The 12,645-nt window shown below is 73.8% G+C and carries 12 protein-coding genes; 8 read left to right on the forward strand and 4 right to left on the reverse strand.

The features are described 5' to 3' along the window. The first annotated feature begins 271 nt into the window (after positions 1-271). Both RWE79_RS33075 and RWE79_RS33080 read left to right on the forward strand, forming a co-directional pair. Positions 272-1,426, forward strand: a complete 1,155-nt coding sequence (locus tag RWE79_RS33075) for a glycosyltransferase family 29 protein (protein WP_475943753.1) — start codon at positions 272-274, stop codon at positions 1,424-1,426. Further along, positions 1,423-3,732, forward strand: a complete 2,310-nt coding sequence (locus RWE79_RS33080; RefSeq protein WP_475943754.1) for a polysaccharide pyruvyl transferase family protein — start codon at positions 1,423-1,425, stop codon at positions 3,730-3,732. Before RWE79_RS33075 ends, RWE79_RS33080 begins: the two co-directional genes overlap by 4 nt. Before the next feature lie 3 nt (positions 3,733-3,735). On the opposite strand, the gene RWE79_RS33085 is transcribed toward RWE79_RS33080, so the two are convergent. Further along, a complete protein-coding gene (locus tag RWE79_RS33085; protein WP_475943755.1) occupies positions 3,736-4,515 on the reverse strand; it encodes a helix-turn-helix domain-containing protein in 780 nt (259 codons plus the stop codon). Between the two features lie 71 nt (positions 4,516-4,586). Between RWE79_RS33085 and RWE79_RS33090 the strand changes: the two genes are divergently transcribed. The 4 genes from RWE79_RS33090 to RWE79_RS33105 are packed head-to-tail and all read left to right on the forward strand — an operon-like array spanning position 4,587 to position 7,647. Then, positions 4,587-5,132, forward strand: a complete 546-nt coding sequence (locus RWE79_RS33090; RefSeq protein WP_475946256.1) for an HAD domain-containing protein — start codon at positions 4,587-4,589, stop codon at positions 5,130-5,132. A 40-nt stretch (positions 5,133-5,172) separates the two neighbouring features. Then, the gene (locus RWE79_RS33095) at positions 5,173-6,471 is read left to right on the forward strand and encodes an SLC13 family permease (RefSeq protein WP_475943756.1); all 1,299 of its coding nucleotides are present in this window, start codon (positions 5,173-5,175) and stop codon (positions 6,469-6,471) included. A gap of 5 nt (positions 6,472-6,476) precedes the next feature. After that, positions 6,477-6,974 carry a universal stress protein gene (locus RWE79_RS33100; RefSeq protein ID WP_475943757.1) on the forward strand — a complete coding sequence of 166 codons (498 nt, stop codon included), beginning with the start codon at positions 6,477-6,479 and terminating at the stop codon, positions 6,972-6,974. A 10-nt stretch (positions 6,975-6,984) separates the two neighbouring features. Then, the gene (locus RWE79_RS33105) at positions 6,985-7,647 is read left to right on the forward strand and encodes a DUF4291 domain-containing protein (protein WP_475943758.1); all 663 of its coding nucleotides are present in this window, start codon (positions 6,985-6,987) and stop codon (positions 7,645-7,647) included. Here the strand turns inward: RWE79_RS33105 and RWE79_RS33110 are convergent. Both RWE79_RS33110 and RWE79_RS33115 read right to left on the reverse strand, forming a co-directional pair. Beyond that, positions 7,637-8,155, reverse strand: coding sequence for a ribonuclease FAU-1 family protein (locus RWE79_RS33110; RefSeq protein ID WP_475943759.1), 519 nt, complete (start codon positions 8,153-8,155; stop codon positions 7,637-7,639). The genes RWE79_RS33105 and RWE79_RS33110 overlap by 11 nt on opposite strands. Continuing rightward, on the reverse strand, positions 8,142-9,680 hold the full coding sequence (locus tag RWE79_RS33115) for an MFS transporter (protein ID WP_475943760.1): 1,539 nt from the start codon (positions 9,678-9,680) through the stop codon (positions 8,142-8,144). The genes RWE79_RS33110 and RWE79_RS33115 overlap by 14 nt, the downstream gene beginning before the upstream one ends. Positions 9,681-9,773: 93 nt before the next feature. Here RWE79_RS33115 and RWE79_RS33120 point away from each other — a divergent pair, with 93 nt between their 5' ends. Further along, entirely contained in the window at positions 9,774-10,703 is a 930-nt protein-coding gene (locus RWE79_RS33120) for a GNAT family N-acetyltransferase (RefSeq protein ID WP_475943761.1), read from the forward strand. Positions 10,704-10,732: 29 nt separating this feature from the next. On the opposite strand, the gene RWE79_RS33125 is transcribed toward RWE79_RS33120, so the two are convergent. After that, positions 10,733-11,323: a TetR/AcrR family transcriptional regulator gene (locus RWE79_RS33125; RefSeq protein WP_475943762.1), complete on the reverse strand. Its 591-nt coding sequence runs from the start codon at positions 11,321-11,323 to the stop codon at positions 10,733-10,735. A gap of 135 nt (positions 11,324-11,458) precedes the next feature. Between RWE79_RS33125 and RWE79_RS33130 the strand changes: the two genes are divergently transcribed. Then, the gene (locus RWE79_RS33130; protein WP_475943763.1) at positions 11,459-12,478 is read left to right on the forward strand and encodes an aldo/keto reductase; all 1,020 of its coding nucleotides are present in this window, start codon (positions 11,459-11,461) and stop codon (positions 12,476-12,478) included. The last annotated feature ends 167 nt before the right edge of the window (positions 12,479-12,645 follow it).

Consider the following 12,645-nt stretch of genomic DNA (forward strand, 5'->3'; position numbering starts at 1 on the left):
GATCGCGAATCCGACAGATTTACCGACGACTTCCGAACATTTGGCTCACATTCGCGGTCGCCTCGACAGGACACGCGTCGGCCACGGAGTGTTCTCCCAGGATCTGCACCAGCGACACCCGCCCTCCGTCGATGTCGGGCACAGTCGGCGGTCAGTCGCTGAACGGTGGAGCAGTATGAGGAAGATCCTTTCCGGGTCGGGCTTCAGGGCCGGGCGGAAGGACCAGGAACCGGGTGTCGCCCCGGGCCCGGGACCGGGACCGGAGGCCGACATGGCCCGTGGAGTGCGGCTGTGCGCCGAGTACCTCGCCGGCCTCAGCGGCCCGGAACGCACCGACCCCGGACGCCCCCACCCCGCCCCTGAGACGGATCGCGGTCGGCTGCTGCTCGCCGCCGCCATCGGCTCGCTGGTCGCCGCCCGCGACGAGGCTCCGGCGCAGGCCGCCTTCGAGGCGCTGCTGCGAGCCGGCGAGCGCGCCCTCCAGGTGGACGCCGAGGCCGAATCGCGGCTGGCGCTGGGCATCGCCGAGACCGCGACCGCCGTACGTGACCGGTCCAAGGGCGCCTGGCGGCTGCGCGGGCTGGCCCTGGAGGCGCTGGGCCGCGACGAGGAGGCGATCGGCGCGTACCGGCGCCATCTGGAGCTCCAGCAGGACCCCGATGCCGGGCGGGCGATCGCCCTGCGCCTGCGCACGCTCGGCGAACTGCGAAGCTGCCTGTCGGAGGCGGCGGGGGATCCGGCAGGGCAGGTGGCGGACGGACTCGCCGCGCACGGAGCCGGCGACCCGCGGACCCGTCGGCTGGCCGGGCTCTACGCCACGCATCGCCGCCTCACCGCGCGGGGCCGGACCGCCGATCCGCTGCTCGGCGGGAGCGAACCGATCGGGGTCAGCGGCTTCCGCAACCTCGTCGCCGGGCGCACCGTCTGCGTGGTGGCGGGCGCCGCCGCCCTCGCCGGCAGCGGGTTCGGCGCGCGGATCGACGCCTACGACCTGGTGGTCCGCTGCGACGGCCTGCGTACGGAACCGCGGGACACCGGCGAGCGCACCGATGTGCACGCCGTCAGCCTCCGGGGCGACACCCCGTGGGAGGGCCCCGGCTGGGACCGGCACGCCGGAATCCGGCTGCTGTTCGGGGAGTCGGTGAAGGACTGGCGGCAGACACTGCGGCGCCGCATCGTCCCCGGTGCCCAGCAGCATGTCGGGAACGCCTCGCTGCGCAGGCCGGTTTCCGATCCGGCCCTGATCGGCGAGGCCGGCCGGCCGCGGCACGGCACCGCCTTCACCATGCTGCGGCTGCTGGACTTCCTCGACGTCAGCCCGCGCATCGACCTGATCGGCCGCCTGCGCGACGACGACGAGAGCGCGTGGGTCACCGCCCACGCCAAGGACGTGGATCCGGCCGGCATGAGGACAGCCCTGCGATGACCCGCCCGACATCAGGCCCCGCCACCGGCCCCGCCTCCCGACCCGCATCAGGCTCCGCCACCGGTCGCCGCCGGATCGCCTTCGCCGTCCACACGGACGAGCAGCGGCTGCCCGGCCTGCTGGTGCTGCTGCGCAGCCTGGCCCTGACCAACCCGGGGATCTGCGAGGACTTCGTCGTCCTCCACCCCGGGCTGGCCGACAGTGACCTCGACGCCGCCCGCCGCCTGCACCCCCGGCTGATCGCGCGCCGCACCACGGCCGTCCGGCGGCTCGACGCGCTCGCGCTCCCCGGCTACGACACCGTCATCGCCCTGGACACCGGCATGGTCGTCCTCGGCGACATCGGTGAGCTGCTGCGCGTCCGCCACGGCGCCGCCGCCGTCCCGCAGCTGCTCCCCGGGGAACTCCCCAAGCAGCGCCGGGTCGTGGCCGCCGAGGACGGCGGGCTGCTGGTGCTCCATGGTGAGCACCTCGACGCCCCCGGACACGCCCTGGAGCACGATCTGCTGCCCCTGGACACCCGGTACGACTTCCCCGCGCACCGCCTCTACGACGATCTGCCGGTCCCCGGGGACGTCGCGGTCCTGCGCTTCACCGGTCAGGAGGACCAGCCCGGCCACGGCCCCGCGCGGCAGGCCCGCGACCGCTTCGCAGGCCTGGACGACGACGCGTTCCGGGCCGAGTACTGCGCGCGGCGCGGCACCAGCCACCCCGAGCTGCTGCTGCACCTCGCCGTGCCGCTGCTCGCCCGCCGCCCGCAGGTGGACCTGGCCCGCGCGGTCGCCGAGGTGCACCTGAGGCAGGGCCGCTACCAGGAGGCGGTCGACGCGCTGGCCGGCGTCATGGGCACCACGGCGGAACGGCCCCGCTGTCACGAGACGCTCGGCACCGCCCTGATGGCGCTGTCCCGGTACGACGAGGCCGAGACGCACCTGCTGCTGGCCACCGCCTCACCCGACGCCGCCCCCAACGCCTTCGCCCTGCTCTCCCGGCTCGCCTGGCTGCGCGGCGCCGACGACACCGCCCACACCTACGCCCGCGAGGGACTCGACGCCGACCCCACCGACGGCGCCTGCCGCACCATGTACCGCCGCACCCTGCCGGAACCCGCCGGGGACGAGGGCGCCCGCGTCCAGGAGCAGGCCGGGGACCAGCTCGCGCATGTCGCCCTGTTCGCCGAGGCCTGGGAGAACGCGGGCGACCGCGTCCTGCCGGAGGCCGTGCGGATGTGCCTGGACACCGGCAGCGGGACCGACGCGGGCAGCGGTACCGACGCGGGCCCCGGCCCCGGCCCCGGCACCGACGCGGGCCCCGATGCGGACCCGGGCCCGCGACGGTGGCACTCGCTGCACGCCCACCGGCTCGTCGACGAAACCGTGCTGGAACAGCTCAACGCCCGGCGTGCGGTGATCGTCGGCGGCGGCGGGCTCTTCCTGCCCGACACCGCGCCCAACGGCAACAGCGCCTGGCAGTGGAACGTCCCCGACGCCATGCTGCGGCGGATCACCGCGCCCCTCGCGGTCTTCGCCGTCGGCTACAACGTCTTCGACGGCCAGGAGGTCCACCGCCAGAGGCGGTTCACCGAGTCCCTCACCGCCCTCGTCGAGCGCTCCGCCTTCTTCGGCCTGCGCAACCTCGGCTCCGTCGAACGTGTGCGGGAACTCCTGCCCGCCGGACTGCGCGACCGCGTCCTCTTCCAGCCCTGCCCCACCACCGTCTTCCGCCAGTTGGTCCCCGGCTGGACCGACCCCGGCGTGCGCGACGACACCATCCTGCTCAACTGCGCCTACGACCGGGCCGGCCTGCGCTTCGGCCACGACTACGGCCACTTCCTCGCCGAGATGGCCGCCGCCGTGCGCACGCTGCGCGAACACGCCGGCGTCCGCTACGCCGCCCACATGCCCTCCGACGAGAAGTTCGTGCACGACCTGCGCCGCGAGCACGGAATCACGCTCCCCGTCGAGCCGCTGTACGACGCCTCGAACGACGGGATCCGCGACATCTACCGGCGGACGAGACTCGTCATCGGCATGCGCGGCCACGCCGGCATGATCCCCTTCGGCTGCGGCACCCCCGTCATCAGCCTGGTCTCGCACCCCAAGATGACGTACTTCCTCGCCGACATCGAACGCCCCGACTGGGGGGTCTCCGTCCACGACCGCGACCTCGCCGCCCGCCTCACCGAACGCGCGCTGGCGATGCTCACCGACCACCCGGCGGCCGTCGCGGACGTCCACGACCGGCAGCGTGCCCTGTGGCGGGTCACCGAGGCCAACATCGCCGCGCTGCGCAGGATCATCGGCTGAGGATCACTGCGCGGCGAGGGCTTCGGCCGTCTCCGGGTCGGCGGGCAGGAAGGTCTCGATCGCCAGCTCGGAGACGGTCACATCCATGGGTGTGTTGAAGGTGGTGGCCGTCGAGATGAAGGACAGCACCCGCCCGCCGTGCTCGATGCGCAGCGGCAGCGCGAAGGGGAACGCCTCGTCGTCGCCCCGGTGCGCGGGCCGGCCGTGGGAGTCCGGATGGGCGGCGACCTCCTCGTACAGCGTGCGCAGCGCGCCCGCGCCGGGCCGCAGCGCGATCTGACGCTCCATGCGTTCCAGCAGGTGCGCCCGCCACTCGCCGAAGTTGACGATGCGCGGCGCCAGGCCCTCCGGGTGGAGGGTCAGCCGCATGGCGTTCATCGGCGCCCGCAGCAGATGCCCGGCCACCCCCTCGACCAGTGCCCCGATGCCCCGGTTGGCCGCCAGCACGTCGTACGTGCCGTTCATCACCAGCGCGGGGTACGGCTCGTACGCGGCCAGCAGCCGGTCCAGGCCGGTGCGCAGCGCGTCCAGCGCCGGGTCGTGCAGCGGGGTCTCGTGGTAGGCGGGGGCGTAACCGGCGGCGACCAGCAGTGCGTTGCGCTCCCGCACGGGCACCTCCAGGTGCTCGGCGAGCCGCAGCACCATCGGCTGGCTGGGGCGGGCCCGGCCGGTCTCGATGAAGCTGATGTGGCGCGCGGAGCTGTCGGCGCGCAGCGCGAGTTCGAGCTGGCTGATACGGCGCCGCTCCCGCCACCCGCGCAGCAGCGTTCCCACGGTCGTCATGCCCCCGACGCTAACCCACCCCCAATTCGCCCCGCGCGGCGGATCGGCAGGCTACCGTCCTGCTCATGCCGATGCCGCCGACGGGCAAGCCGCTGCTCCTGCTGGACGTGGACGGGCCGCTGAACCCCTTCGCCGCCAGACGATTCCGCCGCCCGAGGCTGCGCGGCTACGCCCGGCACCGGGTCCTGCCGGACGGCTGGGCGGCCTACCGCACCGGGCTCGGCGAGCCGGTGAAGCCGCTGCGGGTGCGGCTCAACCCCGGACACGGGGCGGCGCTGCTCTCTCTGCCGTACGAGCTGGTGTGGGCCACGGCCTGGACGCACGACGCCAACACCGAGATCGCGCCCCGCGTCGGCCTGCCCGAGCTGCCGGTGATCGAATGGCCGCGGACCGACCAGCAGACCGCGGGCGGCGTCCACTGGAAGACCCGCCACCTCGTCGCGTGGGTGGCCGGCCGGTCCTTCGCCTGGGTCGACGACGGCATCGGCGAGGCCGACCGGACCTGGGTGGGCGAGAACCACACCGGAGCGGCACTGCTCCACCACGTGGACCCACGGATCGGCCTGACCGAGCAGGACTTCTCGACGCTTCGCGACTGGGCGACGACGTTCCGCTGACGCGGGTGGGGCGCGTGCGGGAAGCGGGCCCGGCGGTGCGATGCTTGCTGCCGTACGTGATCGCCGAGCTGGAGGCCTGATTCTGAGCACTGGTGTGGCGGAGGCCGTCTCCGTGGGGCTGCTGCTGGCGGTGCTCGCGTTCGCCGTGGTACGCCCCCGGGGCCTGCCCGAGGCGGCGGCCGCGGTTCCGGCGGCCGTGTTGGTGGTCGCGGTCGGAGCGGTGTCGCCCGGGGACGCCTGGGAGCAGGTGGGCTCGCTGCTCCCGGTGGTGGGATTCCTCGCGGCGGTACTGGTGCTGTCCCAGCTGTGCGCGGACGAGGGGCTGTTCACCGCGGCAGGCGAGGTGGTGGCCAGGGCCTGCGGCGGCAGCCCGGGACGGCTGCTGGGCGGGGTGTTCGTGGTGGCCTCGCTGATCACGGCGGTGCTCAGCCTGGACGCCACCGTCGTGCTGCTGACCCCCGTGGTCTTCGCCACGGCCGCCCGGGTCGGCGCCCGGCCCCGCCCGCATGTGTACGCCACCGCGCACCTGGCGAACTCCGCGTCACTGCTGCTGCCGGTCTCCAACCTCACCAACCTGCTGGCCTTCAGCGCCAGCGGACTGACCTTCGTACGCTTCGCGCTGCTCATGGGCCCCGCCTGGCTGCTGACCATCGGCATCGAGTACGTGGTCTTCCGCCGCTACTTCGCCGCCGACCTGGCCGCCGGGGCCGGGACACCCGGCAAGCCCGAGCGGCCCCGGCTGCCGGCGTTCACCCTGACCGTCCTGGCGCTCACCCTCGCCGGCTTCGCGGTGACCTCCTTCGCCGGAGCCGATCCGGCCTGGGCGGCACTGGCCGGGGTGCTGGTGCTCGGCGGGCGGGCACTGGTACGGCGCCGGACCACCGTGCGGGGCCTGGTGGGGGCGGCCAGCCCGCTGTTCTGCCTGTTCGTGCTGGCGCTGGGTGTCGTGGTCAAGGCCGTGGTCGACAACGGCCTGGACACCGCCGCCGGCCGGATCGTCCCCGGCGGCACCAGCCTGCCGGCGCTGCTCGCGATCGCCGGCATCGCCGCCGTCCTGGCCAACCTCATCAACAACCTCCCCGCGATCCTCGCCCTGCTGCCCATCGTCGCCACCGGCGGTCCCGGCCCGGTCCTGGCCGCGCTCATCGGCGTCAACCTCGGCCCCAACCTGACGTACGTCGGCTCGCTGGCGACCCTGCTGTGGCGGCGGATCCTGCACGAACACGACACCCGGCCCGGCATCGGCGACTTCACCCGGCTCGGACTCATCACCGTGCCTGCCACACTGGCGGGCGCGACGGTGGCACTGTGGGGGATGCTGCAGGCGTTGGGAGGCTGACCCCCTTGACCACCACCACCGTTCTCGTCTGGATCGCCGAAGGCACCTGGCAGGCCGCCGTGGACGCCGCCGTCGCCCACGCACCGGACCCGGCGGCCGTCACGCTGCTCCATGTCACCGGTGAGAACGTCGCCGCCGCCGCGCACGGCTCCTTCGCCGGGCTGCTCGGCCGCGGCCACCCCGAACGGGACCCCGGCGAGCGGCTGGAGGCCCTGTCCCGCGCGGCCGCCGCCGAACTGCTGGCCGCCGCCGGCGACCGGCTAGGCCGCCCCGCCACCGCCGTCTCGCGCCACGGCCGCGTCGAACACGAGGTCGTGGCCGCCGCCCAGGACGCCGACCTGCTGATCTGCGCCCGCGACGGCGACCCCCGACGCCCCGGCCCGCACAGCCTCGGCCCCGCCACCCGCTTCGTCGTCGACCACGCGCCTTGCGCCGTCCTGCTGGTGTGGCCCGGCGCCCCGGCGGCGCGAAATCGGGTCGCGGGCCGGGGAGCAACGCCGTGATGATGGGCCCATGGACCGCACCGACATCCCCAGCCGCCAGATCAGGGCCGCCCACACCGACAGCACGGTGACGGTCTATCAGGCCTACCGGCCCGGGATCGGGGAGTACGCCGCGCGCCACGGCCGGTTCCCCGAAGCCTGGAGCCGGTCACGGATGACCTGGATCAAGCCCTCGTTCCTGTGGATGATGTACCGCTGCGGCTGGGGCCGCAAGGAGGGCCAGGAACGGGTCCTCGCCCTGGACATCACCAGGGAGGGCTTCGACTGGGCGCTGCGCAACGCCTGCCTGTCCCACTACGACCGCGCCGCGCACGCCGACCGCGAGGCGTGGGCGGCACGCCTGCGCGAGTCGCCCGTACGCGTCCAGTGGGACCCCGAGCGCGACCTCGACCTGAGGCCGCTGCCGTACCGCTCACTCCAGGTCGGCCTCTCCGGCCGCGCGGCCCGGCTGTACGCCGACGAGTGGCTGGTCGCGGTCCGCGACGTCACCGTGCTCGCCGGGCAGGTCCACACACTGCTGTGCGCGGGCGACCGCACGGGCGCCGCGGCGCTGCTCCCGCCGGAGTCGCCGTACCCCCTGGACGACACCACCGCCGGCCTGATCGGCGCGGGAGCGGGCGGGACGTCCGGGACGAGGGCGGCCGGGGCGGCCGGCGCCGGCGTCAGCGGCTGAGCAGCGCGGCGAAGGCGTCCTGGCGGGCCAGCGTTTCGAGCTCGTCGAGGGCCCGGCGGGCGTGCCGCGCGGCGGCGGGGTCGCGGGTGTCGAGGCCGCTGTCGAGGAACTCGTCCTCGTCCAGGCGCAGCAGGGTGTCGCGGTCGGCGGACAGCCACAGGTCGAGGTCGAGATCCTGGACGACCAGGGAGTGCGGGGCCTCCACGACGGCGGGGCGGGCGACGTCGCAGTACCAGCCCTTGAGGGTGCCGTCGGCGGCGCGCACCTCCTTGACGGAGTACCAGCGGTCACGCCAGTAGTGCTCGGTGAACAGGTCGCCGGCCTCGAAGCGGACGAATCCGAAGTCGCGGGTCGCCGCCCCGGCCCAGGGGGCGCGGACGACGAGACGGGTGCCGTCGTCGTGGACGACGGTGGCGGGGTAGCGGACATCGGGGCGGGGGTGCTTCACCAGCCGTACCGTCACCGGGTTTCCGGGAGTGAGGGCGGCTGCCGTGTCAGTGCCGTTCATGCGGCCTAGCCTCACGCACTCCGGGGCTCACGGCGACCGAATTCCCGGTCGGTGAGGGAGAGCGCCCGGCCAGCAGCGAGACCAGGGCGGCCAGTGCGCCGAGCCCCGCGCAGGCCAGGCAGGCCTGCCAGTAGGCGGCGGGGGCGTCCGTGGCCGAGCCGCGCAGATAGACACCGGTGATGGCGGAGACGCAGATCGCGGCCGATATGCGCTGCGACATCTGCAGGATGCCGCCCGCGACGCCGGCCGCCTCGGGCGGGGCGTGGCGCAGCACGAGCGCCTGGTTGGGGGAGATGACGAAACCGTAGGCGGCGCCCCCGCACAGCTGCACCAGGGCGAGCAGCCAGGGAAGCGGGGCGGCGGCGGGGGCGTGCAGTGCCACGAGGCCGCCGGCGATCACGCACAGCGTGCCGCAGGCCAGGCCGACGGTGATCACATGCCGCCCGAAGCGGCGCACCGCGCGCCAGGCGAAGGCGGAAGTGGTCCCCATGGCAAGGGCGTTGGGCAGCGCGACGGCGGCGGCGGTCATGGCGGACAGCCCGAGGCCGTCCTGCAGGAACATCGCCAGCACCAGCGAGGCCGCCAGCCCGCCCCCGAACTGGGCCATCGCCACCACCGTCCCCAGGACGTACGGCGCCGAGCGCGGCAGCGCCGGATGCACCAGCGGAGTGTGCCCGGTACGGGCGTACCGCCGCTGCCACCGGGTGAACAGCCCCGCCAGCACGAAGGCGGCGCCGGCCAGGGTGAGCTTCACCCCGCCCGGCGCCGAGGACAGGATGAACGGCAGCATCACCAGCAGCGTCATCGCGCCGACCATCACCAGGCCGACGGGGTCGAGGTCGGCGCGCCCGGTGCGGGGCCGGGCGGCGGGCAGATGGCGGGCCGCCAGCAGCAGCGTGAGCAGCCCGAAGGGCACGTTGAGCAGGAAGGCGAGCCGCCAGCCCGCGCCGGGGCCGGCGGCGCCGATCAGCAGGCCGCCCAGCGGCGGACCGAGGGCGAGCGCCATTCCGGCGGTCACCGCGTACATGCCGAGCGCCCGGGCGCGGAGCTGGCCGCTGAAGGTGTCCTGGAGGGTGCCGATCACCTGGGCGTTGACCAGTCCGGCGCCGGCGCCCTGCAAGAGCCGCGCCACGATCAGCAGCCATGGTCGGTCGGCGCCGCCGGCCACCGTGCCGACAGCCACGAAGGTCGCGAGACCGGCGAGGAAGAACGGTTTGCGGCCGCGGAGGTCGCCCAGCCGCCCACCGGGGATGAGAGCGAGCCCGAAGGCCAGTGAGTAACCGGCGACGATCCACTGCACCTCGGTCGGGCCCGCGTGCAGCGCGTCGCGCAGCGCGGGGACGGCGATGTTGAGCACCGACTGGTCGAGCAGGGTGGTGAAGCCCGCGGCCACGCACACGGCGAGCACCCGCCGCCCGTGCGCGTCGAATCCGGCGTCGGACCCCGCCTCCGATCCGGCATCGGACCCGCCGCCGGATCCCGCGCCGGATCCCGCGCCGGCCGTGGCAGCTCCGCCTTTTCCCATGAGCGGGACGATATCCCGGATACGGGACGCGACGACAGGGGGCGACGGAAAACGAGGAGCGCCCGGCCACGGGCGCCCATAGGGTGCCGGATCATGACCCTGATCGTGCGCGAGTACCGGCCCGCCGACGCCGAACCCGTATCCCGGCTGGTCCGGGCCGCCCTGCCGTACATGGGCGCCAACACCCCCAACTCCATCGCCTGGAACGTCGCCAACGCCCCCGCCGCCCGGCGCAACCGGCTCCATGTCGCCGAGCTGGACGGCCGGGTCGTCGGCTGCGCGCGCACCGGGCTGTTCCACGACAGCACCGAACCCGGGGCCGCCTTCGTCAATGTCAATGTCCATCCGCAGCACCGCCGCCGGGGCGCCGGCGATGCCCTGCTGACGGCGGGCGAGGAGTACGTCGCCGGGCTCGGCGCCACCACGGTCTACGCCTGGGCGCTGACCGACGACGGCTCGGACCGCTTCGGCGAGGGACGCGGCTACCGGCCCGGCTCCTCCTCCGCCTTCCAGCGCCTCGACCTCACCGCCGGCCCACTGCCCGAGGTGCCGCCACTGCCGCCCGGCGCCGAGCTGCGCACCGCCGCCGACTTCGCCGACGACCCCCGCCCGCTCTACGAGACCGACGCCCACTCCATCGAGGACGAGCCCAACGACGTACCCACCGTCGCCCCCGGTTACGAGGCGTGGCTCGCCAACGAGTGGTCCGCCCCCGACCTGGACCGCCGGCTCACCACCGCCGTCGTGATCGACGGAGTCGTCGCCGCGCTCTGCGCCGCCCACACCGACGGCCGCACCCGCTACTTCTCGGTGGGCACCGGAACCCGCCGCGGCTACCGGGGCCGTGGCCTGGCCAAACTCGCCAAGCACGCCTCCTTGTCCCGCGCCCGTGCCGCCGGCTACACCGAGGCCTTCACCGGCAACGACCTGGGAAACCTCCCGATGCTCGCCGTCAACAAGTGGTTCGGCTACCTGCCCTGCGCCACCGAGCGGCGGATGCGGCGCGAACTCACCACGGGCTGAGCGGCCCGCGTCGGCTGCCCGGCCGGTGGTCAGTGCGGTCGGCGTAGTCCTGTGATGAGGAGCTCGACCAGTCGGCGTGCGTCGTAGCCGGGATCGTGGTCGGCGCCGATGCAGAGGTTCCCGACGCCGCGCATCAGCTCGTAGGCCTTCAGGTCGGTTCGGATCTCGCCGGAACCGGCCGCGGCGTCGAGCAGCTGGGTGCACGCGGGCAGGAGGCGGTCGAGGAAGTAGGCGTGCAGCGTGTCGAAGCCGGCACTGTCGGACCGCAGTGCGCCGGCGAGTCCGTGCTTGGTGACCAGGAAATCAACGAAGAGGTCGATCCAGCGCCCCAGCGCGGCGTGCGGAGTCGCGCTGGTCGCCAGCAGGGCCGGACCGGCCTCGGCGCAGGCCTCGACCTGGTGCCGGTAGACGGCGACGATGAGATCCGCCCGGGTCGGGAAGTGGCGGTAGATCGTGCCCACCCCGACGCCGGCCTTGGTCGCGATGTCGCGCACCGGTGCTTCCACGCCCGAGGCGACGAATACCGCCGCGGCGGCTTCGAGCAGGGTCTCCTCGTTACGCCGGGCGTCCGCCCGCTTGGGCCGGGCCGCGTGCTCCGCGCCCTCGTCGCCGTCGTTCACCGCGCCGCTCCTCCGTCATCGGGGTTGCCAAACGGAACGTCGTTCCGTATCGTTGGCGGAGCAAGGTTCCGCTTGTTCATGATGTCAGAGCAGCGGCCCGGCAGCCAAACCACGCGCGATGAGAGGAACACGGTCATGCAGTACCGCAGCTTGGGCCGCACCGGTGTGCAGGCCAGCTCCCTCGCCCTCGGCGCGATGAACTTCGGCACGATCGGGCGCACCACCCAGGGCGAGGTCACCGCCGTCGTCGACGCTGCTCTTGAGGGCGGGATCAACCTCATCGACACCGCCGACATGTACAGCGGCGGCGAGTCGGAAGAGATGGTCGGCAAAGCCATCGCCGGCCGTCGCGACGACATCGTGCTGGCCACGAAGGCGGGCATGCCCATGGGCGACGAGCGCAACCATCAGGGCAGTTCGCGCCGCTGGCTGGTGACCGAGCTGGACAACAGCCTGCGCCGGCTCGGTGTCGACCACGTCGATCTCTACCAGATCCACCGGTGGGACCCGAGGACCAGTGACGAGGAGACGCTGTCGGCGCTGACCGACCTGCAACGCGCGGGAAAGATCCGCTACTTCGGCTCCTCGACCTTCCCCGCGTACCGCCTCGTGCAAGCCCGGTGGGCCGCACGCGAGCATCACCTGAGCCGTTACGTCACCGAACAGCCCAGCTACTCGATCCTGCAGCGCGGAATCGAGACCCACGTGCTCCCCGTGACCGAGCAGTACGGGCTCGGTGTGCTGGTGTGGAGCCCGCTGGCTTCGGGCTGGCTGTCGGGCGCGATCCGCGAGGGCCGGGAAATCACCACCAGCCGCTCGACGTTCATGCCGCAACGCTTCGACACCGCCATACCCTCCAACCGGGCCAGGCTCGATGCCGTCGAGCAGCTGGCCGAGGTCGCCGACGAGGCCGGCCTGACCATGATCCAGCTCGCGCTCGGATTCGTGACCGCGCACCCCGCTGTGACCAGCGCGATCATCGGTCCTCGAACGCTGGACCACCTGCACTCGCAGCTCGCCGCCGCCGACACCGTGCTCTCCGCCGATGTGCTCGACGCGATCGACGCGATTGTCGCTCCCGGCACCGACCTGGCCGCGCACGAGAAGTACGACACCCCGCCCGCGCTGCTCGACCCGTCGCTGCGGCGCCGCTGACCGACCGGCGAATCACCGCATGCCGATCGGCGGCGACCCGGGGGGACCGGCCCACGAAGGCTGGACACCACTCCCGGCCCTCGCCGCCCGCACCCGAGGACTGCGGCTCGGCGTGAGTACGCAGCGAACGGCCACCGGACGGACCCGAGCACCCGGTGCGCCGGCGC

The organism is Streptomyces sp. RLA131, assembly GCF_056270125.1.

Coding starts and splice junctions, on each gene's coding strand:
- RWE79_RS33075 (WP_475943753.1), top strand. CDS start 272: ATGGCCCGTGGAGTGCGGCTGTGCGCCGAGTACCTCGCCGGCCTCAGC.
- RWE79_RS33080 (WP_475943754.1), top strand. CDS start 1,423: ATGACCCGCCCGACATCAGGCCCCGCCACCGGCCCCGCCTCCCGACCC.
- RWE79_RS33085 (WP_475943755.1), bottom strand. CDS start 4,515: ATGACGACCGTGGGAACGCTGCTGCGCGGGTGGCGGGAGCGGCGCCGT.
- RWE79_RS33090 (WP_475946256.1), top strand. CDS start 4,587: ATGCCGCCGACGGGCAAGCCGCTGCTCCTGCTGGACGTGGACGGGCCG.
- RWE79_RS33095 (WP_475943756.1), top strand. CDS start 5,173: ATGCTTGCTGCCGTACGTGATCGCCGAGCTGGAGGCCTGATTCTGAGC.
- RWE79_RS33105 (WP_475943758.1), top strand. CDS start 6,985: ATGGACCGCACCGACATCCCCAGCCGCCAGATCAGGGCCGCCCACACC.
- RWE79_RS33110 (WP_475943759.1), bottom strand. CDS start 8,155: ATGAACGGCACTGACACGGCAGCCGCCCTCACTCCCGGAAACCCGGTG.
- RWE79_RS33115 (WP_475943760.1), bottom strand. CDS start 9,680: ATGGGAAAAGGCGGAGCTGCCACGGCCGGCGCGGGATCCGGCGCGGGA.
- RWE79_RS33120 (WP_475943761.1), top strand. CDS start 9,774: ATGACCCTGATCGTGCGCGAGTACCGGCCCGCCGACGCCGAACCCGTA.
- RWE79_RS33130 (WP_475943763.1), top strand. CDS start 11,459: ATGCAGTACCGCAGCTTGGGCCGCACCGGTGTGCAGGCCAGCTCCCTC.